Below are 23,419 nucleotides of genomic sequence, written 5' to 3' on the forward strand. Positions count from 1 at the left end.
ATTCGAGTTTTTCCTGTATATCCGCCAGACGCCCCCACCCCTCCGCCTCGGCCATATTTATCAGCTGCTCCGCGCTGTCTTCCCGGCAGGCCCTGTCAAACTCGCCCAGCTCCACCATTCCCGCCGGCACATTACCGTCCGTCCCGGGAGACGGCAGAGCGGCCCTCCCGGAGAAGAAGACTTCGATTATATCCCCGGCCTTTGCCTTGCCATATACACCGTATCGCGTGATATGATACGGGTCATATGTGCGGAATTCTACAGAAGCCCCGGTTCTTGTATTGGTCACCGTATACCTCGTTATGGGGACCCTCAGGCCGTCGCCGAATACGCTTGTGTAATCGCCGGCGTATTTGGCTGCCTCGACCTGATATGTCTGGCCCTTATAGGTATATTGAAGCGGCGGATCATACTCCGAAACGAGCGTATGATCGACCAGATTGATGGCATAGAATAGAGGCTCGGCCATCTCTGTATCTGTCAATCCTCTCGATGCCGCAAGATCACTATTTCTCTTGTGGTTATCGGCCAAAGATTCGCCGGGCTCCAGCAGCTCTGTGCCGTGGCCGGATCCCTTTTTCGTGGCCTTCTCCTGTATCTCTGCTATGGGCTTGCCGTTTATCGTCTCTGTCCCGTCAAGGGTGCTTACTTTTGCAACACGCTGTTCTCTGCTAAACGGCAGCTCCACAGAAACCGACGGATCATGCGATACGAACTGGACAAAATCATCGGGGTTAACGGCATATTCTGTAGGTCCATCGCGCAATACCAGGCACTGCACGGGCTCATCGTAACCGGCGGGCTGTTTCATCGCATAGTCCGCCACCACCAGGTTTTGTCTCGGGGCAAAGTATTCCGCCATTCTTCCGGTATGTATGACTTTGCCGTCCCTGAAGACCACCAGATACCTGTCGCCTTTGATATGCGTGCCTACGGAGCCGTTCCTCTTATTAAAAGTCGCCCCTTCCGGAACGGTATATTCGAATATGCCGGGCCCAGTCTGTTTAAACCCGCTATTTCTCAAACCCTCTTCCGACAATGCTTCGCCTGCGGCAGTATGCGCGGCAGACGCTATCCTGTCTTTGGCATCCATCGGAGGAACAAATACTCCGTTCAGCGATTCCCTGCCTTCTGCCGCGGAAACATGGACCACAAAATCATCTTTCATGAAATAGCCGTCGCCCAGGTCCTCGAATCCTTTTTCTTTCAATACTTGTGATTGCGCTGTCTCTCCGGCGCTTGATACATCCGGATTCTCTTCGGTTCGCTTCGCGGCAAGCAGTCTCTCAAACTCCTGCAGCACCTCCGGCCTTGAGCGCAGGTTCTCCCGTATCCCGTCCAGCTGCTGCCCTCCGCCCTGTTCGGCAATATCGAGAAGTTTCCGGGCATCGAGCGTCCGGCACCACTCCGCCAACGTGACCAGATCCACCCCGCCCGCCGGCACATTGCCGTCTTTGCCGAGAGGGGGAATATTTTTTTCTGCTTCTTTTTCCGTCTGGGCGGACCTGGTTTTGGCGTCTTGATTTGCAACGGATGGCTTCTCGTTCACATGCCTTCCAATATTCTTAATAATATTCCAGATTTTCCATAAACGCGTCATTATAACATTCGCGAAAACGCGGAAACTTGTCTCTAATATCAATGTAAAAAGCATCCGGCCTTTAGCGCGGTAGAATTCGGCCTTTCGCGCGTCTATTTCTTCTTCTAATACATTAATGAAAGAAGGGTATCCTTCGGATATACGTAGTTTTGCCTTATCCGCATAATAGTATTGCCAAATATGTCTTGCTTCATGAATTATCGATAGTCTCAAGAGATCTCTATTTTTTGATGCTATTTCACTAATAGATACGCCGCCGCTCTTTATGCCTGTTTTCGCGATGACGTCAAGCCCGAGATCAACTACCCACATACTATTTATCAGGAATAAAGACTCGAGAAGCTCTCTATTACCGTCTTTGATCGCGTCCTTGATTAACTCATTGTATACGATTTCCAATCTTTCATCCTCATCGCTTATTTTCCTCACCCATTCCTTATCAGGCCTAATACTGGTATACCAATCCAAAAACAATAATATTACCGGAACTGATATATACATAAAAATGACAGTTGGGGCTATCTGCGGAATAAGGCAAAGAGGGAGCATGCCGAAAAGAGAAAAATATGCCGCCGCAAAAAGTCTTATAATATTATCGTATTTCTCATAATAAGACTGCTCTTTAGGGACGGTTTTTAATAAAGCCTCTAATACTGGCATGCTATAACGAACCTTGCTATATAAGTGCGTATCATGATAATTGGAAAAATTGATACCGGGGAGAATTTCTATATCCTTTTCGAATCCTTCGATCATTTTAAAGGCGCTGTATACATTCAACGCAACCTCTACCATTTTCGCGCCGTCATGTCGCGTAGACGCTTCATAATAGTCATTTCCCCAACGGCTTACAATATTCCTATAGGAATTAATTCTGTCGTTTTGTAAATATGGCGCTATCTCGATTAATGAAGACGCTGCCCTTGCCATCATGTCGGCGGCTATTCTGCGCTTATCCTCGAGAGGCACGCTCTTATCTCTTAGCATAACCATGTCAGCGCCTTCAAAGATCGCAGCCACCTGATCGAGATCGGCTCCGCTCGCGATACGCTCCAACGCTTCCGTCAGGCGGTCCGAGCCGTTATCCATAAATCCGCTCGCGAGTATCATGTTTCTTAACCTGTCTCCGCTCAGCCGGTTGCTCTCGCTATTTATCCGGGAAAGTAAAAATCCGCACCTGATCACGTTATCACTGATGTGGCCAGAACCTTCTCCGATTCTTATCTGGCGGCTAATGTCGAGGGTTGCGCCGGACCAGGATTCAAGCCCTGTATCTACGTCATGGCTATGAGCGTAAAGTTCCGATAGCGCCGTGAATTCTGCCGCTTCCAACCCGACCTGTCTTGTCAGCCCGTCAAACTCCAGATGCAATATTCCGTGATCCATGAATTCAGGCGTTGTCATTAAAAGGCCTATGCCTTCGAAATATGGATCTAGCATATCTCCCAATCTGGGCGAAGGCCCTATGAGATTCAAAACCGACCCATAATCTGCTGTCGGATCTTTGAATCCATTCCTACCATCGCTCCTTCCCATGTCGGGGATTACGAGCACCGGCTGGCTGCGCGTATTTTCGTATTCGAAAGTAGCTCGCCTCAAATCCGACACTCCCAATACTCTGGATATCAACGGATTAAGGTTTGTCAGGATGAAATAGACTGCGGCTCTCCATTCGGAGGTATTCTGACGGTCGGGGTTTATGCCTCTCAATATGTCGACAGGATTGACTTCGCGCCCTGCGTATAAATTGTCGTATGCGCTTCTGTATTCGCGATATTCGTTTATAGCGTCCTGCGACATCTCCGGGTCAGCGGCAAGACGGTCGATACAGCCCGGATATTCGTTCTCCAGGACAAAAAGATTATATGAGTCTCCCGCCAGTTTACCTGAAAGGATGACGATATCTTCAACCACATTCATACTTCTATAAATACGTACTCGCGGATACAGGCCAAGGCGCGTAACCCTTAAGCTATATTCGCCGCTTCCTTTCTTCAGGCTCGCCGGATTGAATTTCTCGCCGAAGAGAGAGGCGGGGGGTCTTTCGTCGGCAGATGGCACTGTGGCCGATTTTATTGGTTTGGCTATAAATGGCAGGGCCGCTAATATCGTTCCAACGGGTCCGACAGCATTATCCGCGACGAAGAGATTGGACAGGATATGATCAAGGAACGGGGGCAATCCAAAGTAGTTGAAGAGGAAGAATGTCAACGCGATGCCGCCGGCGATCCCGAGCAGGACAAACTCCGGAGACAAAGGTATCGCCTTCCCCGCACGAAGCGGTTTTGCGCTTGGTAGCGCAGATGCAGGAGGCATTACTTTTTGCGGTCTTCTTTCGCGCTGAATCTCTGACATCCTTTTCTCGAAGCTTCTTTTCATACTTTCAACTAATTCCTTATTTTCAACGATAGTATCCATATATAACCGCGCACTTCTCTCCCTTTCTATTTTTCCAAGCTCGTCAACAATATATTGCATGATGCTAATAAGCGGGTATTCACCATCAGGCGCGCCGCAAAGACCGGCGAGAGGACTATCGTAATCAAGGAGGTTTGCATAGAGTTCTGTCAGGACTACATCTAAATTACTTCCATCAAATCCACCCAGAACACACACTACATTTTTGATCTTTGTTTGCTGATCCGGAGCTATCCTATCCCACATTTTCTTTATGGATTCACGCACAATAGGATCAGTCATATATATCGCATGCCTAAACTCGTGCTGAATTGTATAGCCCCTGGTATGTTTCCCAAATTCGGACTCGATATCCTGCGCCGCTGAAATAACCGCAACATTTTCCTTAGAAACTGGTCTGTACGCATCTCTTTCGTATTTGATAAGCCCCATCGCTATCAAATCATTTTTAATTCGTTCCGCATAGATATTCAATCCTACGCTCTTATTTTCCGCTTCCGTATAAAATCTGCAAATATCTTTAAGTGTATAATCATGACCCATGCCGCTATATTCTTCTCGCTTTTTGATTTTAGCGTAGGCCTCATCATAGGTTAGCACCTTACCAGCGACCTTTGCGGATTCTACGAATAACCTTAACTGATTCAATGCCTGATCTTGTATCGCCATTGAAGCGAATTCTATATAATATATCGGCGCATCTTTTAGTTTGTAAAATTTGTACTCCACTTCTCTATCCAGTTTAATATCGATTATTTTTCTTGTGGAATTTTCAATCTCCTCCGCTGTTTTCTTAGCGTTAGGCTGAATGGGTTTCTCTGTCTTTTTAGGTGTTTCCTGGCTCGTTACCTGTGGAGTCAAGAGATACTGAGCGGTATTTATTAGCGTGCTCTTGTCCCCGGGTATAAAAGTAAGGATTACGGATAGCAATGTTCTATACCATAACGCCTTCCATGATGTTTCCCGCGATCTTGAAACCAATACGGACGAGCCGCTTGGAGGCGGGCTAACCTGATTGCCCCTCATCGCACTATTGACGAATAATGGCCGGTCAGGAGCAGACAGGCGTAACGAAGGATCGATTTCTGTAATATACGTAATTTTAAACGCCTTTCTGCCATATTCGCCCATCTTGTTCCAGTCATTAATGGTTATAAGCGGCCCGTCCTTTTCGCCGACAGCCCCCAGTACTTTACCGCCGTATTTCACAACTATACCCTGTTTACCGTTTGCTCGCGCCGCCGCCCATTCCAGTTCAAGCCGGAGCTCGTTTATTCCATATGATCCTCCGGCGCTCTCCCTTACTGCGTCATTTAACGCAGTAAACGGGCTCGCAACTGCCATAACTGAACTTAAAAGCGCGCTAATCTTACGCTCAACAGGATTATTCCCGTTTCCAGCTAATAGTGGAAAATACGGGCACTGATATCCTTCGCTATTTTTAAAGTTCGGCATAATAGAGATGTAGGCGATGTTGTTCTTCTTGAATAGATCGCAGAGGTTCTCGGTGTGGAAACCGCCGGTTATAAGAATGGCTGCGTTTTGAGATTGCTTCGTCGCCCCGGACGGAGCTGCGGAGCTTCTCGCAACGACGAGATTACGTAAAAACGCGTCATCGCGCTTCAGCGAATAGTTGTAGAACTCCGCCATCTTCTCCAGATAGCCGTCGAGGCCGGAGATCTCTTCGCCGTTTGTCGCGCTCATCTTGTAGGCAGGAGCTTCCCGGTTGATGAAATTCACAAATCTCGCCGCCTTAAAAGCCTTCATGTTCGCCCTGTAATAGCCGTAGTCCTTCTTCGTCAGGCTGATATTGAATATATTGCGGATGATGGCGAGGTTCCTGGATAGTTCATCTAATTCTCTTTGTTTTGCATTCCGGAACAGCCGCGCCTTTACTGAATTTTCCAACGACTTCACCTCATCCATAATCTTCGTCCGGTCTATGGAATCATACGAAGCCACATAGTTCGCATACTTCTGGAGCTCCGGGATTTTTCCTGTATTTATATTTGCGGCCCTGGCCTTAAGCAATAGATATTGGTAGAACTCTTTCTGGGTCAGCTTCTCCATCTTGAAATCGACCGTCTTGGCTACCAATTCCTTGAGAAGGTTCTTCGAAAGTTTCTTCTGAAGGGCGTCTATAAGCTCTTCGCGCTCCAAATTGGCCCTCTTAAAATCTATCGCTCCTTCGCCCTGGAACGTGCGGCCCAGCATCCCGATATTCACCAGCGCCTCCGTGTCAATCGACATATCCTTCGCTTTTATCGTGAGATAATTTATGCAATCCCTTAATTCGACACTACCGCTTATCAATCCGGCGCATTTAGAGTCCAACTCCAGCAGTTCCCTGGAATAGATCCGGGTTTTTAGGTTGTCCAATGAATTCGATATTGAATTCAGGTATTTTTCTATATTCTCTTTCCGGCCGAGCGACTCCCTGTATATCTTAAGGTTCTCTATATACAGGTTCGTGTCTTCTATACCCCAGAGTTTCACCTTTTCCGGATTATTTATACCGAAGTATTCAGCGCCGTTTATAATACCCTCACTTACGAAATAGTCGGCGACCTTCTGTCTTGTTTCGATATTGGAGATCGTCGTAAAGAGAGAAAGGTCATAGTCCTTCGCGCCGCCTTCTACGTTGACCATATTTACGCCATACTCTTTGCTGATATAGCCTATTATGTCGGCTACCTTGTGCTGGCAGGAGTAGTTGCAGTGGGCGTCCTGGATATGAATCACGACCGAAGGGAGTGAATCATATCCACCCCGAGCAAGGCCTTTGTTCGACATTTGGCCGCGTCGAGGGGTGGATGAATCTAGAGACCAGGCCTCTTTTACCGTGCCGAGACCTTGCGGAAGAGTGAATCTTTCCGGATCAAGCTCTTTAAAAACATCCTCCTTCGCTGAAGCTTCGGAGGACGAGCCTGGGCCGCCAGCTCTATTAGAGCCGACGCTAGTAAGCTCTAAGGGCGTTCCGGCGGCCCAGGCAAAATCCTGAATAACGGTAGTTGCTAAAAATGCAACAAGGGTGATTGAAGCGGTTATCTTGCGGAAGTAATAAAAAAAGGGACGCCTTCCGCACAAAGCGGAAATCGGCCCTTGAATATTAGAATTAATGAACCTATTAGATCTAGCGTCTTTCATATCTAATGGTTTCTCCGATAATACTTCTTAAAATATTTAAACAACGGGTGAAAAAATACACCTGTCCGAAACGATATTCAGACAAGCTGACTATGCTACTAGCGTCTTATTATAAATATACCCTACAATATTGAAAACGACAAGGTGTAATATCTTCCTTTTTTATCCCTTAACCTGCTTCACTTAAGCCATCTCACCTACGAGGTGCAACATCACACCTACGAGGTGCAATTAAGGCTTAGCCAGCAGTTTAACATTTCTTGAGGATTTTGCGAAATTCCTTTGTCAATGCGGGGATTATCTCGAAGAGGTCGCCTACTATGCCATATGTGGCTACCTTAAATATAGGTGCGTCAGGATCCTTATTTATGGCTACGATGACCTTAGACGACTGCATACCTATAAGATGCTGTATCTGGCCGCTTATCCCACAGGCTATATATAGCTTAGGACATACGGTCTTGCCTGTCTGCCCCACCTGGTGGGAATAAGGCATCCAGCCTGCATCTACGGCTCTTCTGGAAGACCCTACAGCGGCTCCTAACACCTTGGCCAGCTCTTTGACTATAGCAAAGTTATCAGGACCGCCCATGCCGCTGCCACCAGAAACGATTATATCGGCTTCGGTCAGGTTTACTGTCTCCTCTATCTCTTCTATAACGTCAAGTAGGGTAGTCCGCGAGCTGATGATATTATCCGGATACTTCTTCCTTATTACTTCGGCCTTATGCGTCTTGTGGATCTCAGCCTCTTTCATGACCTTATGCCTGACAGTCGCCATCTGCGGCCTGTGGTTCGGCGTTATGATGGTCGCCATGATATTTCCGCCGAAAGCGGGCCGCGTCTGCAAAAGAAGTTTCTCTTTTTCATCTATATCCAGCCCCGTGCAGTCTGCAGTAAGGCCGGCGTCGATCTTCACGGCCACCCTGGATATCAGGCTCCTGCCTATAGTGGTCGCGCCGCATAGCACCACCTCCGGCTTATACTCACTTACAAGCTCCACAAGCACTTTTGTATAAGGATCATCCTGATAAAATTTGAGTCCGGGCGCATCGACTATATATACTTTGTCCGCGCCCCTCGCCGAAAGCTCATCAATCTTCGCCTCAATATCGCTTCCCAATATTACGGCGCAGAGCTTGGTCCCGAGTTTCCTGGCAAGCTTCTTCCCCTCCCCCAGGAGCTCAAACGATATGGGCTGGATAACGCCTTTCTTCTGTTCACAGAATACCCAGACATCCTTGTAGGCACTCAGGTCTTTTTTAGGGCCCTTCGCCGCTCTCTTTAGTTCTATAGCTTTGAACTTGCAGACATCGACGCATGCCCCGCAGAGGTTGCACTTCGACATGTCGATCACTGCCTTCTTATTCATCCCTCGACCCTGCTCGGCATGAACATTGAGCTCCGCCGAAATGTTCAATATCTGGATGGCGCCGAACGGACATGACCTGACGCAGAGCGTGCAGCCCGTGCATTTTGCGAGTATTACGCTAATAGCATTTTTATCACTCATAAAGTTATCCACAATGTAGCGGACGTTTAAACGTCCGCTACTATATCACTACATCCTTCAACAATTCCGCCAGTTTCCCTGCGATCTCGCAGGTGTCGCCTTTCAATATCTGGCCGCCGACCCTCGGCGGAGGCGTAAATATTTTTACGACGCGCGTCGGCGAGCCTTCCAGGCCTATGCTCTTCGGGTCTGCCCCTATATCATCGGCAGTCCATTTGGTTATCTTTGTCGACTTAGCCTTCATCATCCCTTTCAGAGAAGGCAGGCGCGGCGTATTTATCTCTTTCACGACAGTGAAAAGGCACGGGAGCGGCGTCTCGACGATATCGTAGCCCTCTTCCGTCATCCTTTCGACCTTTGCCTTACTGCTGGATATATCCTCTATTTTCTTTACATATGTGACTTGCGGCACATCAAGATGCGTCGATATGCCCGGCCCGACCTGGGCGGTATCCCCATCGGAAGCCTGCTTTCCGCAGAGTATGACGTCAAAGGCCCCTATCTTCTTTATCGCGCATGAAAGCGTGTAGCTGGTGGCCCATGTATCGGAGCCCGCGAACTTCCTGTCGCTCACCAGGATAGCTTCATCGCAGCCCAGCGAGATCGCCTCTTTCAGGGCGTTCTCGGCCTGCGGCGGCCCCATCGTGATGACCGTGACCTTGCCTCCGAACCTCTCCTTGAGGCGCACGCTTTCCTCTATGGCGTACGCGTCGAAGGGATTAATGACGCTCTCGACGCCGTCGCGGATAAGCGTATTAGTCACCGGATCGATCTTAACGTCGGTAGTATTGGGGACCTGCTTAATGCAGACGATTATGTTCACTCTGGCTCCTTGCAGTGATTAAGCGATTTTGTGGTTAAATAGACTTAGCAATTAAGTTATTAAGTATTCAGACTACACTTAATCGCTTAATCGCTACGCGTTGCTTAACTGCTGAATCACTTAATCACTACCTCAGACTTTCTTTAATCAAATTCGCAGCGATTACGTTACGTTGTATCTGATTCGTGCCTTCGTATATCTGGGTGATCTTCGCGTCGCGCATATATTTTTCGATCGGGTAATCCCTCATATATCCGTATCCGCCGAATATCTGGACGGCATCCACGGTTACCTTCATCGCTACGTCGCTCGCGTATACCTTGGACATAGCCGATTCTTTTGATATGTTCTTACAGCCGGCGTCTATCATCCTGGCCGTAGAATAGACCAATGCGCGCGCCGCTTCTACCTGTGTGGCCATATCCGCCATCATATGCTGTATAGCCTGGAAACTCGATATAGGCTGGCCGAACTGGTAGCGCTTGCGCGAATAATCGACAGACAGGTCTAACGCGCCCTGGGCTATGCCAAGCGCCTGAGCAGCTACTCCGGGCCTGGAATTATCGAATGTCTTCATAGCTACGATGAATCCCATACCTTCCTTTGATATAAGGTTCTCTTTGGGTATCTTGCAATCAGTGAATATGACTTCCCTGGTAGCAGAGGCCCTTATGCCTAATTTCTTCTCTTTCTTGCCGAAATCAAGCCCCTTGGTGCCTTTCTCGACTATGAACGCGCTTGCCCCCCGGGCGCCCTTCGTTTTATCGGTAATCGCTATGACCGTATATACATCGGCTTCTCCGCCGTTCGTGATCCACTGCTTGGTCCCGTTCAGGATATAGTGGTCGCCTTCTTTCTTTGCGCTCGTCCTTATGCTGCCGGCGTCCGACCCGGCTTCCGCTTCTGTAATACAGAACGCGGCTACCTTTTTCCCTTTTGCTATGTCCGGCAGATACTTCTTCTTCTGCTCTTCATTTCCGTAAAGCAGTATCGGGTATGTACCCAGGGCAGTCCCGGCGAAGCCCAAAGCTATGCCGCCGCATGCCTTGGACAGCTCTTCGGCGACAATGCACATCTCCAATACGCCGCCGCCCAAGCCCCCGTAAGCCTCAGGTATATATATCCCAAATAGGTCGCTATCAGACAAGACTTTGACTATCTCCCACGCGAATTCCTCGTTCTCATCATACTTGGCCGCCACGGGCTTGATCTTCTCATTAGCTACCTGGCGCGCCAGGTCCCGTATCATGGTCTGTTGTTCATTTAACAGGTAGTCCATATGCCTCTCCTTTTTAATTAAAAAATTCGAAATCCGAATATCGAAATCCGAAACAATATCGAATTCTCAAAATCCGAATGTCCAAAACAACACGTTTAGAACATTATAAAATTCGGATTTAGAATTTGTTTCGAATTTCGCATTTCGAAATTCGAATTTAAATATCAGATGAACTTCTTCACCACAAGCGTCGCATTATGACCGCCGAATCCCAGGGCGTTTGACATGGCGACCTTGATCTTCGCCGCGCGAGGTTTGTTCGGAACGTAATCGAGATCGCAATCCGGGTCGGGCGTCTCATAATTAATAGTAGGAGGTATTATACCCTCTTTAAGGGCCAGAGCGGTCGCTATCAATTCTATGCCGCCTGCAGCTCCAAGCAAGTGGCCCGTAACGGACTTTGTCGAGCTTATGGCAAGCTTCTTCGCGTGGGCGCCGAATACCTTCTTTATCGCAAGAGTTTCTATCCTATCGTTATAAATTGTAGAGGTTCCGTGGGCGTTTATATAGTCGACGTCTTCAAGCTTAACGCCGGCATCCTTAATGGAAGCCTTCATACATCTTACCCCGCCGTCGCCTTCGGGATCAGGCGCCGTCATATGATAAGCGTCCCCGCTCATACCGTAACCTATCAGCTCGCAGTATATCTTAGCGCTCCGCTTAATGGCATGCTGCAGTTCTTCCAAAATAACTATGCCCGCCCCTTCCCCGATAACAAACCCGTCCCTGTTTTTATCGAATGGCCTCGATGCGCGTTCAGGTTCGTCATTATAAGCGGTCGATAACGCCTTCAATGCGCAAAACCCGCCAAACCCCATGTTCGTAATTGCAGCCTCTGACCCGCCGGACACCATCAGATCCGCTTCACCTCTCTGTATTATCCTTAAGGCATCCCCTATAGCGTGATTACTGGTAGCGCATGCGGTGGCTACGGCTGAATTCGGGCCTTTAAGGCCCAGTGTAATAGAGACCTGTCCTGCGGCCATATTGACTATAAGCATAGGTATCAGGAACGGGGATATCCTGTCGGGGCCTTTTACCGGGCCCAGGGCAATATACTGCCTATGCTCCGCCTCAATGGTATGCAGGCCGCCTATGCCGGAACCGACCATGACACCTATCCTGTCCCTGTCGGCCCTGGCCAGATCCAGCTTTGCGTCGGCTACGGCCATCTTTGCGGACATCACAGCAAACTGGACAAAGCGATCCATCCGCTTCATCTCTTTCGGGGATAGGTAATTTGAAGGGTCGAAATTCCTGACTTCCGCGGCTACCTTTGACGTGTAATGCGCAGGATCGAAACACTCAAGGCGCCTGACACCGCTCTTGCCTTCTAGGAGAGATTTCCAGATTTCTTCAATAGTACAGCCTACCGGAGATACCGCACCGAGACCCGTTACAACAACTCTTCGTTTATTAGGCATTATGTCTATTTGCTGCCGGACTTCTCGTCAATATATCTCAGCGCGTCTCCTACTGTGGCTAGCTTCTCGGCATCTTCATCGGGTATCTCTATGCCGAACTCTTCTTCCAAAGCCATGACAAGTTCCACCGTATCGAGCGAATCCGCCCCTAAATCATCGACAAATTTCGCATTATCGGTTACTTCTTCTTTCTTAACGCCGAGTTGGTCGGCTATGATCTGCCTGATCTTGTCCTGAGATACTTCCATGCTACCTCCTATGTTATGTTAACCTCTTACATTACCATTCCGCCATCAACCTGTATAACCTGTCCGGTTATATAGGACGAGTCATCGCTTGCCAAAAATAATGCGAGATTTGCAACATCCCGGACGGTCCCGAATTTACCGAGCGGAACATACTTCAACATCTCGCCTTTTACTTCATCAGAAAGTTTCGCGGTCATATCCGTTTGAATGAATCCGGGGGCTATCGCGTTGGCCCTCACATTCCGCGAAGCAAGTTCTTTAGCGACCGTCTTGGTGAAAGCAATGAGCCCGCCTTTTGACGCCGCATAATTGGCCTGCCCGGGATTTCCCATTATACCTATTATGGAGGCGAGATTGACTATCCTGCCATCCCGCTGCTTCATCATTATTTTAGAGACGATCTTGGTGCAGTTGAAAGCGCCTTTTAGGTTAACGGTCAGGACAGCGTCCCAGTCAGCCTCTGACATTCTGACAAGAAGCGCGTCCCTGGTAATGCCTGCATTGTTTACAAGTATATCTATTTTTTTAAGTTTGTCAAGAATTTTTTGGGCAAACGCATCGACCTTATCGGCTTTTGTTATGTCAACAACCTCGGCCAACACCTTCCGGCCGAGCGCCTCCAGCTCTTTTTGTGTAGCCGCAAGCGTTTCGGCGTTCACATCGCATATGGCAATGTCCGCGCCCTCTTTAGCGAATAGAAGCGCTATCTCCCTGCCTATGCCGCGCGCGCCTCCGGTTATAAGCGCCACCCTATCCTTAAGAATCATAATAATCCTTTTTTTGGATTAAACCATTTTGCTCCATTTTAACTATAAACAAGATGTTGTCAAGATATTTTTATTGGCAGCATGTGCCGCCACTTGCGCGAAAAGATCTTGCAGTTCTTCTTCAAGAGGCCGTAGTCGTCTTTGACCAGCTCCTTGTATTCGCGAAGCTTGCGGGTCATGCCGCCGTTACCCAGATGCATCGCGGCTACTTTCACTATAACGTTCTTAAACCCCGCATCGATGCTCTGCAGGGAGATATCAAGGTCATAGCAATGCATATAGCCGTACGTCTCATCCAGGCCGCTTGTCTTATTCAAAAGATCCCTTTTCATGACAAAACAGAGGCCGTCTATAACCGCGACCTCGGCCACATCTTCTCCCATGGGAGCGTTAAGGTCCTCATTCTGCAGGTTATGCTTAAGACTGGCCTCGTTCACGCAACCTGTGTCATATATCTCTTTCCTGCCGGCCAGTCCGGCGATCCCTATCTTGGGATCTTTCTCCATAGCGGATACGACCTTTGCCAGCCAATCCTCCTCCATTATCACCACGTCGTTATGTATGATGGCGACATAATCGTATTTTGCCGCCTTTATGCCCTGATTGATAGCGCGTATTGGACCAAGATTCGTTTCGTTCCTTATATAATTAATATCCGCGGCGCCTTTTATCGAATCGAAATATGCCCTGACATCGGGCTTTGAACCGTTATCGACTATAACGAATTCGAACGGCGTAGTCTTAGTGTTCCTTAATATAGATTCTACTCCGAGCCTTGTATAGCCGGCCTGGTTCCATACCGCTATTATTATGCTTGCCCCGCCCCGGGCTTGCGTCCCGGCGGGGCTTACGCCTTTAGCTTCTGTCATATTCACCTATCGTATATAACAAACTGGCTTCCTTTATCTTAACGGGAACGACGCTCTTTGTCAAGCTATCAGGTCCCTCGAAATGCACTTTTATGTAATTACCCGTATAGCCGGAGAGCATGCCGGTCTGTTTGTCCCGCTTGGCCTCTACAAGTATGCCGAACTCTCTTCCAAGGAAGTCTCTCCTGAAAAGATATGACGTGCTGAGCGTCGCTGCCCTTAATTCGTGATACCTCTTTTTAAGGACGTCTATCTTCAAATCCTGACCCATATCGTAGGCAGCCGTGCCTTTTCTCCTGCTGAACGTGAATATATGCGTCCTGGCCGGCAACATCTCCTTAATGAAATTAACCGTATTCCTGAAGTGCTTATCGGATTCGCCGGGGAACCCTATCAGCATATCGGTTGTTATCGCTATATCCGGCACCTTTCTCTTTATCTTATTTATCAGGCGCATGTAATCTTTCGCGGAATACGGCCTGTTCATCCGCTTCAAGATCTCATCATCGCCCGATTGCAAAGGTATATGGAGATGCCTGCACATCTTCTTTGTGCCGGCAATGAATTCTATCAGCTCATCGGTCACGTACCGCAATTCGATCGAGCTCAGCCGTATCCTGAAATCTCCGCTTATGGAGTCAAGGGACTTCAGGACATCCTTCAAAGAGGCCTCCTTCAGGCCGACCTCTTTGGCTATCACAGAGCTGACAGGATCCTTCCCCCATGTCCCAAGGCATATACCGGCCAGCACTATCTCCTTAAAACCGTTAGCGACAAGCCCCTCGACCTCTCTTACTATGTCCCTTAACGGCTTGGACCGGACAGGGCCTCTGACCAAAGGCACCTTGCAATAAGAGCACCTGTTCTCGCATCCATCCTGTATCTTTACAAAAGCCTTTTCGTGGCCTTTGAAACCGGTTATGGAGAGCGGCTCGCCCTTAACTCCGTCCAATCCTTTGAGTATCTCCGCTATCCTGCTTTTGTCTTCATTCTTCACTATATGGGCCACACCCGGCAGGAACGATACGTCGTCGGCATTCGTCTCGACGTAACAGCCTGTGACCACTATCCTGGCGTTCGGATTGGTCTTATGGAACATCCCGAGCCAATACCTCGACTCCTTGTCCGCCTTATGCGTCACCGTGCATGTATTGACTATATAGATGTCGGCAATCTCCTTCGTAAGGCATTCTTTGAATCCGCCTTTTACCAACAGTTCTCTTATCGCCTGCGACTCGTATTGGTTTACCTTGCAGCCGAGCGTGTGGATAAAAAATCTTTTTTCTTCGTTAATCTGAGTATTCATAGTTTAGAACCGCCAGGACCGACAGCCCCGCAGTGTCGCTCTTCAGGACCCTTTGGCCAAGGCTTATCAATTTAAAACCGGACTCCCTGGCCGCTCTTATTTCATCGGCCGTAAAATCGCCTTCCGGCCCTATCGCTATAGAGATCTTGTCGCCGTTAAACGAATGCAGGACATCTTTCAACTTCATCGAATCATCGTCAAGCGCGGCTATCAAGGACAGGCTGTGGCCCCCCGCGTCCTTTAAACAATCTTGGAACTCTGTAATATCTCCTATTGCCGGAATATCCGCCCTGCCGCATTGTTTAGACGCCTCTTTTGCGATCTTACGCCACCTTTCGACATGCACGCCTTTCTTGGACTCGCCCCATTTCGGTATAGTCCTCCCGGTCAACACGGGCATTATGCGGGATACGCCAAGCTCTGTCGCCTTCTCCACTATATAGTCCATCTTCTCTTTTTTTGGTATCGACTGGATCAGCGTAATGACGCCCGCCGTTTTGCTCAAGATCTCCCGAGTCTCTAATATACCGATAGATAACCGGTTCCGCGCCGCTTCCTTGATGACACCGGAATATTCCCTGCCGGTCCCGTCGAAGACTACGACCCTATCCGCCTCTTTAAGCCGCATGACGTCAAGTATGTGATGCGCCTCTTTGCCGCTAACGCATATCTCTTTGCCCTTTACCGACTCTTTGGGAATATAAAACCGGCTCATGATAAGCTATCTCTATTTTTCACCAAATACCTCGGCGGAAAAAACCAATATCTCCGTTGAGGGGTCTTTCCAGGCATCCGGGGAAAGACCGGCTTTATGAGAACACAAACTCGTAAGGAACTCATCGCGGGACCAGCCTGTTTCGTCGGCTACTTGAGGCAGGTATACTCCGCTCCTGTACCCCGACCTTACGACTACGCCATGTCCGGGTATTTCGACCTCTTTATAGCTAGCCACCTTCTTAAGCGGTGATAAAACGGATATCTCTATATCGATCTTGTCTATCTCGGCAGGAGACAACGTAGAAAATCTCGGGTCGCCTGTCGCCGCCTCGATCGCCATATCGGCCACCGTCCTGTATAGCGGGCCATGTCCTGCCATATTGCCTATACATCCCCTGAGTTCGCCGGATTCATGCAGCGTCACAAAAGCCCCCATCTCCTGGTTCAGGACCGGGTCGCTTTCTGTAAAGCTTTTCCTTTTCCCGTCCCTGACAAAACTTGTAATGGACTCTCTTGCAATAGCAAGCAGCTTTTTTCTCTGCGCGTCATTAAGCATAGGGGCACCTCTTTCGTCTTTTTTCTCTTCCCTGTATATCGCGGCACTCAGATACCCTACTACGCTCTCTTTTGCGCCAGCGGTATCGCCCGAATTCGCGTATCTCAGGACTTTTATCCTGTCAAAACCGAGCTTTTCAGCGGCCAACAATGTTGCGGTGACAGGCATTACGCCGCAAAGTTCGCATATCTTCATTCCGGCCTCATCATACAATTCAACGGCCTTCATCTTGTTCAATGTGTTTATGAGATGCCTGTCTATAGCGTTAGCCTCTTCGTATGGATGGTAATGCGAAAGATCCGTCGAAGCCACTATAAGGTAATCGTTCCTGTCCTTAAGGACTTTGGCAAGGGCGTCTGCCAGGATCGAAGCGTCGCCTAAAGATTGGCCGCCAAAAGCGATAGGAACTATCTTTGCGCCTTTGAACGCGGCCTGGATGAAAGGTATCTGCATCTCTATGGAATTTTCTTCGGAAAAGGCTTCCGGATAGAAACGCATGCTCTTGTTTTTAGCCGCTATGTCCCGGGCAAGCTCTTCATCTATCTGGATGTCACCCAATGGCGTCCTGAAATTCCCTCTTTCATAGATGGATATCCCGTTAAAAGATCTCCTGTGCGCGAACCCTATTACGATAACGGTCTTCGGATTGGTTGTCTGCGCAGCCTTGAAACTATATGCGGCGATCGGTCCGGAATATCTATATCCGGCATGAGGAGATATCACGGCAAAGATGCGGCCGTCCACTTTTTCCGGACTGGCGCCGGCCAGATATCCCTTAAGTTCATTCTCAAGCGCCTGTCCTGACCCTGTATACCAGGTGCCCGCCAGATCGGCCTTCTTCACATTCTCGGCAAAGACTATAGACGCGAAGAAGACAATGACAACGAGCCTCAACGCGATCTTACGTATCTTTTTTTTGTTCATAAAAAATTTTCTTCGTTGATTGTGAAATGCTTAGGTCCTTGAAATCCGCGACAGCGGATTTCATCCTGAGGTTGCGACAAATCGAAGCAACCGAAGGATCTTCTCCTATCCATTCGTGAAATGCTTAGGTCCTTCGTCGGCATGCAGTCTAACTCCAGCCTCCTCAGGATCAAATTTTACTTGAGTAAGACTATGATAAAATTTGGTGGAGCTGACGGGAGTCGAACCCGTGACTCAGCGTTGCGAACGCTGCGTAATCCCGCTTTACTACAGCCCCGAATTTACGAAGTAAATTCGATATTGAGGCAGCGTTAAGAAATGCGAACAAATAGTAAGCATTTTAGCTGCCGAAATACCATATATCTTTACGAAACAAATTTGATCCTGAGAACGTGACGTATAGGAGCGTTCAAAGGACCTTCTCTATATATTTTTTACGCCTACCTTAACAAATCTCGTCATTCATCCACTCCAGATATTCCCTGCTTCCGGCTACGATCGGGACAGCTATTATCTCCGGGACATCGTAACTATGCTTTGCCTTTACTTCTTTTTCTATCTTCGCAAAATTCGCGCGGGCCGTCTTCAGTGTCAACAGGACTTCCCGCGCGGAATCTATCTTTCCTTTCCACCAGAAACGGGACCGGACGGCGCCGGTAATATTCGCGCAGGCTATCAGCCTCTTTTTAAGCAGCGTTTCGGCTATCCTTTTCGCTTCACCGCCGGAACCACATGCGACAAAAATAGCTATAAATCCGTCTTTCACGCCTTTTTCCTTCCACCAAAAAATATGCCGTTCCATCCTTTAACTTTTCCAGGTATGCCTTTTCGTGCGCGAGCAGGATATCGCGCCCTGAGGCTGGGGCAGGGACTATAAACTCTATTACGAACCTGAAAGCGGATTCGCTCAATAACCGCGTTCTTATACGGTTATATTTTGAGGTTGGGAATTCATGACTTCCTACATCGATCGCATAGTCTTTTGAATATACGGCTTTTAGGTGAGCTCTTTTATCATCCCGCTGACAGCGTCCTGGATCAGCTCCCAATCCTCCTGGTTATGGACAGCGAATTTCTGCTTTCTCTTCCATCCGCCCTCTTCTTTCTTCTGCCAGAGGTAGAAGCACACCTGTTTGCGTCCATAGCTTTCCAGGAGAACGACAGCCGACCACCATCCGAACCTCTTATTGACGGTCTTCTGGCCCAGCACTTTCAGCGGAGCAACTATCGGTACCGGTTCATCATCCCTTGGACTTTTCTTCTCTTCCATCCCGCACCTCCGATTTGCTGTAGTCTCACTCTGGCAAATCGTCCCGAGTAGCTACTGTCTCACTCAAGCTACAAGGGACTACTTCTAAAAAGACTGTAATTTCACTCTGGCAAATCGTCCCGTGATTTGCCATCGCCTCACTTGAGGCAAATCATCCTGAGAAGCCGTAGTATTCGTCAGGCGGCGAAGGAATACCGCTAAAAAGACTGCATCTTCCCTTACCTTCGTAAATAAACCTGGTAATCCGGGCCCGACCCTTCTACCACTATATGACCTTCCCTGGCAAGCCATCCTATGCTCATCAGGATCCTATCCTTGTCCGTATCGATGCCCTGCACGATCTGAGATAGCGAACTCTTTCCGTGTTCGTCAAGATAATGCCATATGTCCCCAGCGGTAATACCTATCTCTGTTATCACATTACCACCTCCTCAGATTTGCGAAGCAAATTTGATACTGAGGCAGCCTTAAGTCCGCCAAAGGCGGATAGCTGCCGAAGTATCTTTGTCTTCTCTTGCTCTTGTGTTCAAAGAAAATCACGTATTCCCGCGCTTGTTATAACTGCCGCATAAGGGACACACCGACATCCCTTCATGTTTTGAATCTACATATACGTGGGAACAGACCGGACATTTACAGATATAATCTATGTCCTTCGGCGAAAAACGCTTCATCTCCCTATATCCGAAAACTACCCACACTATCAAGATCACAACAACCGAACATGTTATGTAAAAGAATATGAGGGTAGATATATCTAATTTTATCATAATTATATAATATTACAAATATATTTTACTAATATATCTCTTTTGACGATGGCTCCGGTTTTTGCTCTCCCAACACCTTATCGATAAGGCTGTTCAGCTTATCGTTTCCCGATATACCGCTATCTTCGACGACCCGGTACGCCGCGTACGGTTCCTGCATACGCGCGCCTGATGCATAATAGTCCTTAGGAAGCATATTCATGGGCTTCTGCTCAAGGAGAGACCGGGATTTGGGCGCGACTCTCATTTCAACGGATCCGCTCTCCAATATCGGCCCCAGGAAAGAGACTTTGGAGAATTTCACAGGGCCGTATTCTTTCGACGCCGCCACTATCTTCACGGCAGACAGCCAGAAGATGTGCCATATCAGCGATATTAAGAGCGCTGCGGCAAAAATACGGCCGCCATGTTCGTTCCTTCCCATTTTTACAGCAGCGTTCTGCATTTTATTTACCCGTCGCGATATTGACCTGCGCGACGCCTTCTTTCCTGCACGTATCCCATATCTCGACGACACGGCCGAGAGAGGCGTGATCATCCGCTTTTATCAGGAGCGGAACTTTCTCCTTACCTATCAGGCGAAGGTTGGAAGTAAGCTCGTCCTTTGATATCTCTCTCTCATTTAAATACATCCTATCGTCTTTTGTAACTATCAATACGACATTTTCCTGCTGTATTACCTCGCTTGTTATAGCTTTAGGCAGGTTTACCCTTATACCGGGTTGAAATATAAAACTCGACGTAAATAAGAAGAATACCAGGAGAAGAAAAAAGACGTTGATGAGCGGCGTAAGATCCACAAGACCCTTTTCTATCCTCAGGCGTTGTTCAAACTTCATACGTATTCCTTCCGGAAGAGAGAAGATTGACCAGATCTGTGGCGCTCCTCTCCATGTCATATACGAGATTATTGACCTGGCTGATAAGATAATTATAAGCGACGTATGTCGGTATGGCTACCGACAATCCTGCCAACGTAGCCAGCAGCGCCTCCCAGATGCCGCCTGCGAGGTCCCCCGGGTTGACCGGCGTCATGAGCATGGCCTTCTGCTGTATGACCTGGAATGATTTTATCATCCCCGTAACGGTTCCGAGAAGCCCCAGTAGCGGCGCAATATGAGCGATCGTCGCTAGCACGGGGAGATGTCTTTCCAGCCTGGGTATCTCAAGCTGGGCGGCTTCCTCGACGGCCTCTTTTATTTCCGGCTTAGACCTGTCGTGTTTCAATATTCCGGCCTTTATTATATGGGCAATGGGCCCGGGCGTCTGGTTGCACATCTCTACGGCTTCTATTATCTTATTGCGTTTTAATACATTCATGATCTCGTCCATGAATTTATTGGCGTCTATCCTCGCGCGATTGAGGTGATACACCCTTTCAATGACAACGCCGAACGCAAGTATCGAGGACAATATGATGAGGTACATCATAGGTCCGCCTTTTTGGATCAATTCCCACATACAACCCCCCTCATTTCTTCTTTTCCCACTTTAACCACTCCAGTCTTTTCTTCGCGAACACCGATTCCTCTACATCCATATCGGCCAACTTTTCGTACAGCCTCGCGGCTTCGTCCGGCTTCCCGAGCCTCTCAAAGACCTGGGCGCATTTAAGCTGCGAACGTATAGACCAGAATACGCCCTTTGAATACAGATACGGGACCTTAAGATATTCTTCGGCGGCCGCCGCAAATTCACCCTTGTTCTCGTAGCACTCGGCTATCTCATACTGTAACTGCGCGTTCGATTCATTATTATCGGCGCCGAGGACCTTGGAAAAATAAAATATCGCGGAGTCAAACTCCTTCCTGTCTTTCTTTATATTCGCCGCCTTCCTGTATACCGTATTGACAAGCTCGGTATTGCCCGACCTTGAAGCCAGCTCGTCGAACCTGGCTATGGCTTCGTCTGCCTTGCCTTCTTCATATAATAACAGCGCCAGTTGATAAAGCGCCTCTTCGGCCATGGCGCTTGACGGGAAATCCTTCAATATCGACAAAAGATAATCTTTAGCTTTGCCGTAATCGTTCTTTGAATTATAATATTCAGCGAACCATAACCTGGCGTCTACGGCAAGCGGACTCCCGGGATAAGCCTTCACGAAAACCGCGAATTTTTCCAGCGCTTCCTTTTCCCTGCCCATATTGTAATAGCACCATCCCGACTGGTAAGAGGCCTGTATCCTTATATCGTCCTCGCCGGACTTACTCTCCAGTTCCCTGAACATCGATAAAGCCTCTTCGTAATTTTCCGCGCTGTAAAGGGAATTGGCCAGATACAATTCCGCTTTTAACCTTGAAGCGGCGGCCGGGAACTCCTTTATAAGCCTTCTAAATTCCTGCGAGGCATGCTCAAAGTCGGACCTCTCAAAATAGGCGGCGCCGAGCTGGAAGAGCACCTTCTCGCGCAAATTGGTATTCGGGAAATTCACGAGGACACTCTGGTAAGCCAGGACGGACTGGTCATACTTTCCCGTCGCGAAAAAGATATTCCCAAGCTGATACTGGGCATAATCCGCGATAAAACTGTCCGGGTACTTATTGAGCACTGTATCATAACATTCGGACGACGCCTTGTATTCTTTTCTGTCGAAATATATATCACCTGTCCTGCACATGGCTCGAGCGCTCAGGTTTATGTCTTTCGACCCCTTCTCTATCCAGAGAAAGTTCCCGACCGCGTCGTCATGCTTGCCCTGCATGGATAGCGCCCAGCCCAGCTCAAAATGGAGCTCATCGATAAACCCGGATTTTTTGAATTTCTCCACGCCTTCAGCGGCAAGGCGCTCGGCTTCGGCATACCTTCCTTCCCCGGACAGGTTCTTTGCTTTATGGTAATACGCTTCCGCCGCCGCGTCGCTGTCCGGATATTTCGACATCAACTCATCGTACGCTTTATTGGCGTCTTCCGGCGATGAAAGATCTTCATAACTCCGGGCCAGTCCCAAGAGAGAGAGACCGGCCAGGAAATCGTTGGATGTCTTTTCGAGGCATCTCCTGAATTCCTGCGCGCTCCTCCGGTAATCCCTTAACTGGTAGTAGCTGTTGGCCTTCCTGAACAAGGCGAAGTTCGACCAACCGGCTTCCGGCGATATCGCAAGCGCCCTGTCGAAAGAGGCGATGGAGTCGTTATACTTGGCCAGGTAAAATTCGACCTCGCCTTTAAGATAATAGGCCTCGGCGGTCTTACCGGAAACGGGGAACTTATCTATGAACCTTCCGAGCTCTTCTTCGGCGTAGGTATATTTCCCCATCAGATATTCGCACTCGCCTATCTTATATTGGGCCTCCATCGCTATTTTTTCAAACGGATATCTCGAGACGACATCCCTGAAGCATGCCAGCGCGTCTTCAAAGAACCCGAGTTTATAATATGCCCAGCCCTTTGAATAAACGGCATAGCCAAGATATTTCGAGGACGGATATTCATCGATGACCCCCTGATAATACTCCAGGGCTCTTTTAAAATCGCCTGTCTTAAGGTATATCTCCCCGCTCCAGTACAACGCCTCGTCTTTAGGCCCGCTTCCGGCGGGCGCCTCCAGGATCACCTCGAACTCATAGAGAGCCCTCGGCAGGTTGTTCTGGTAATAATAACATCTTCCCATCATTGAGTGCGCCTCATAAAGATCGGCGGCGTCCGGTCGGCTTCTCATGAAAGACTCCAGCCTGCCCTGCGCAAGGTCGTAAAAACCGTCGGCGAACGCCTTCTTTGCATAGACAAAATCCGATTCCGGCGGGTTCTCCGCCGCACGCGCCGGATAACCCGCAACAGTGAAAATCAAAACC

19 protein-coding genes and 1 tRNA gene are annotated in these 23,419 nt (G+C 48.6%); all 20 read right to left on the reverse strand.

Annotation, left to right across the window (positions count from 1 at the left end; all coding sequences use genetic code 11):
• Positions 1-7,165: hypothetical protein (locus WC592_04635; protein ID MFA4981737.1), on the reverse strand; the 7,165-nt coding region annotated here is incomplete at its 3' end.
• A gap of 250 nt (positions 7,166-7,415) precedes the next feature.
• Complete coding sequence (locus tag WC592_04640; protein ID MFA4981738.1) at positions 7,416-8,678, reverse strand: electron transfer flavoprotein subunit alpha; 1,263 nt, start codon at positions 8,676-8,678, stop codon at positions 7,416-7,418.
• A gap of 40 nt (positions 8,679-8,718) precedes the next feature.
• Positions 8,719-9,501: an electron transfer flavoprotein subunit beta/FixA family protein gene (locus WC592_04645; GenBank protein ID MFA4981739.1), complete on the reverse strand. Its 783-nt coding sequence runs from the start codon at positions 9,499-9,501 to the stop codon at positions 8,719-8,721.
• 127 nt (positions 9,502-9,628) lie between these two features.
• A complete protein-coding gene (locus WC592_04650; GenBank protein MFA4981740.1) occupies positions 9,629-10,780 on the reverse strand; it encodes an acyl-CoA dehydrogenase family protein in 1,152 nt (383 codons plus the stop codon).
• Between the two features lie 164 nt (positions 10,781-10,944).
• Complete coding sequence (fabF, locus tag WC592_04655) at positions 10,945-12,204, reverse strand: beta-ketoacyl-ACP synthase II (protein ID MFA4981741.1); 1,260 nt, start codon at positions 12,202-12,204, stop codon at positions 10,945-10,947.
• A 5-nt stretch (positions 12,205-12,209) separates the two neighbouring features.
• Positions 12,210-12,452, reverse strand: a complete 243-nt coding sequence (gene acpP, locus WC592_04660) for an acyl carrier protein (protein ID MFA4981742.1) — start codon at positions 12,450-12,452, stop codon at positions 12,210-12,212.
• A 26-nt stretch (positions 12,453-12,478) separates the two neighbouring features.
• The gene (fabG, locus tag WC592_04665) at positions 12,479-13,216 is read right to left on the reverse strand and encodes a 3-oxoacyl-[acyl-carrier-protein] reductase (protein MFA4981743.1); all 738 of its coding nucleotides are present in this window, start codon (positions 13,214-13,216) and stop codon (positions 12,479-12,481) included.
• 62 nt (positions 13,217-13,278) lie between these two features.
• The gene (locus WC592_04670) at positions 13,279-14,088 is read right to left on the reverse strand and encodes a glycosyltransferase (GenBank protein MFA4981744.1); all 810 of its coding nucleotides are present in this window, start codon (positions 14,086-14,088) and stop codon (positions 13,279-13,281) included.
• Positions 14,075-15,394 (reverse strand): tRNA (N(6)-L-threonylcarbamoyladenosine(37)-C(2))-methylthiotransferase MtaB, encoded by a 1,320-nt coding sequence (mtaB, locus tag WC592_04675; protein MFA4981745.1) that lies wholly within the window; start codon positions 15,392-15,394, stop codon positions 14,075-14,077. Before mtaB ends, WC592_04670 begins: the two co-directional genes overlap by 14 nt.
• Positions 15,378-16,109: a 16S rRNA (uracil(1498)-N(3))-methyltransferase gene (locus tag WC592_04680; protein MFA4981746.1), complete on the reverse strand. Its 732-nt coding sequence runs from the start codon at positions 16,107-16,109 to the stop codon at positions 15,378-15,380. The genes mtaB and WC592_04680 overlap by 17 nt, the downstream gene beginning before the upstream one ends.
• Positions 16,110-16,121: 12 nt before the next feature.
• Positions 16,122-17,591 carry an AmmeMemoRadiSam system protein B gene (gene amrB / locus WC592_04685; GenBank protein ID MFA4981747.1) on the reverse strand — a complete coding sequence of 490 codons (1,470 nt, stop codon included), beginning with the start codon at positions 17,589-17,591 and terminating at the stop codon, positions 16,122-16,124.
• A gap of 203 nt (positions 17,592-17,794) precedes the next feature.
• Positions 17,795-17,868: transfer RNA gene (locus WC592_04690), tRNA-Ala, on the reverse strand.
• Positions 17,869-18,036: 168 nt separating this feature from the next.
• On the reverse strand, positions 18,037-18,357 hold the full coding sequence (gene cutA, locus WC592_04695; protein ID MFA4981748.1) for a divalent-cation tolerance protein CutA: 321 nt from the start codon (positions 18,355-18,357) through the stop codon (positions 18,037-18,039).
• Between the two features lie 231 nt (positions 18,358-18,588).
• A complete protein-coding gene (locus WC592_04700; protein ID MFA4981749.1) occupies positions 18,589-18,861 on the reverse strand; it encodes a hypothetical protein in 273 nt (90 codons plus the stop codon).
• A 218-nt stretch (positions 18,862-19,079) separates the two neighbouring features.
• Positions 19,080-19,280 (reverse strand): winged helix-turn-helix domain-containing protein, encoded by a 201-nt coding sequence (locus tag WC592_04705; protein MFA4981750.1) that lies wholly within the window; start codon positions 19,278-19,280, stop codon positions 19,080-19,082.
• Positions 19,281-19,397: 117 nt separating this feature from the next.
• Positions 19,398-19,631, reverse strand: a complete 234-nt coding sequence (locus WC592_04710; protein MFA4981751.1) for a hypothetical protein — start codon at positions 19,629-19,631, stop codon at positions 19,398-19,400.
• A 28-nt stretch (positions 19,632-19,659) separates the two neighbouring features.
• Positions 19,660-20,076, reverse strand: a complete 417-nt coding sequence (locus tag WC592_04715; GenBank protein ID MFA4981752.1) for a hypothetical protein — start codon at positions 20,074-20,076, stop codon at positions 19,660-19,662.
• Between the two features lies 1 nt (position 20,077).
• Positions 20,078-20,470 (reverse strand): biopolymer transporter ExbD, encoded by a 393-nt coding sequence (locus WC592_04720; protein ID MFA4981753.1) that lies wholly within the window; start codon positions 20,468-20,470, stop codon positions 20,078-20,080.
• The gene (locus tag WC592_04725) at positions 20,460-21,092 is read right to left on the reverse strand and encodes a MotA/TolQ/ExbB proton channel family protein (GenBank protein ID MFA4981754.1); all 633 of its coding nucleotides are present in this window, start codon (positions 21,090-21,092) and stop codon (positions 20,460-20,462) included. The genes WC592_04720 and WC592_04725 overlap by 11 nt, the downstream gene beginning before the upstream one ends.
• Positions 21,093-21,102: 10 nt before the next feature.
• Entirely contained in the window at positions 21,103-23,415 is a 2,313-nt protein-coding gene (locus WC592_04730; protein ID MFA4981755.1) for a tetratricopeptide repeat protein, read from the reverse strand.
• Positions 23,416-23,419 lie beyond the last annotated feature (4 nt).

Source organism: Candidatus Omnitrophota bacterium (assembly GCA_041648975.1).
Taxonomy (GTDB): Bacteria; Omnitrophota; Gorgyraeia; order 2-01-FULL-45-10; family 2-01-FULL-45-10; genus JAQUSE01.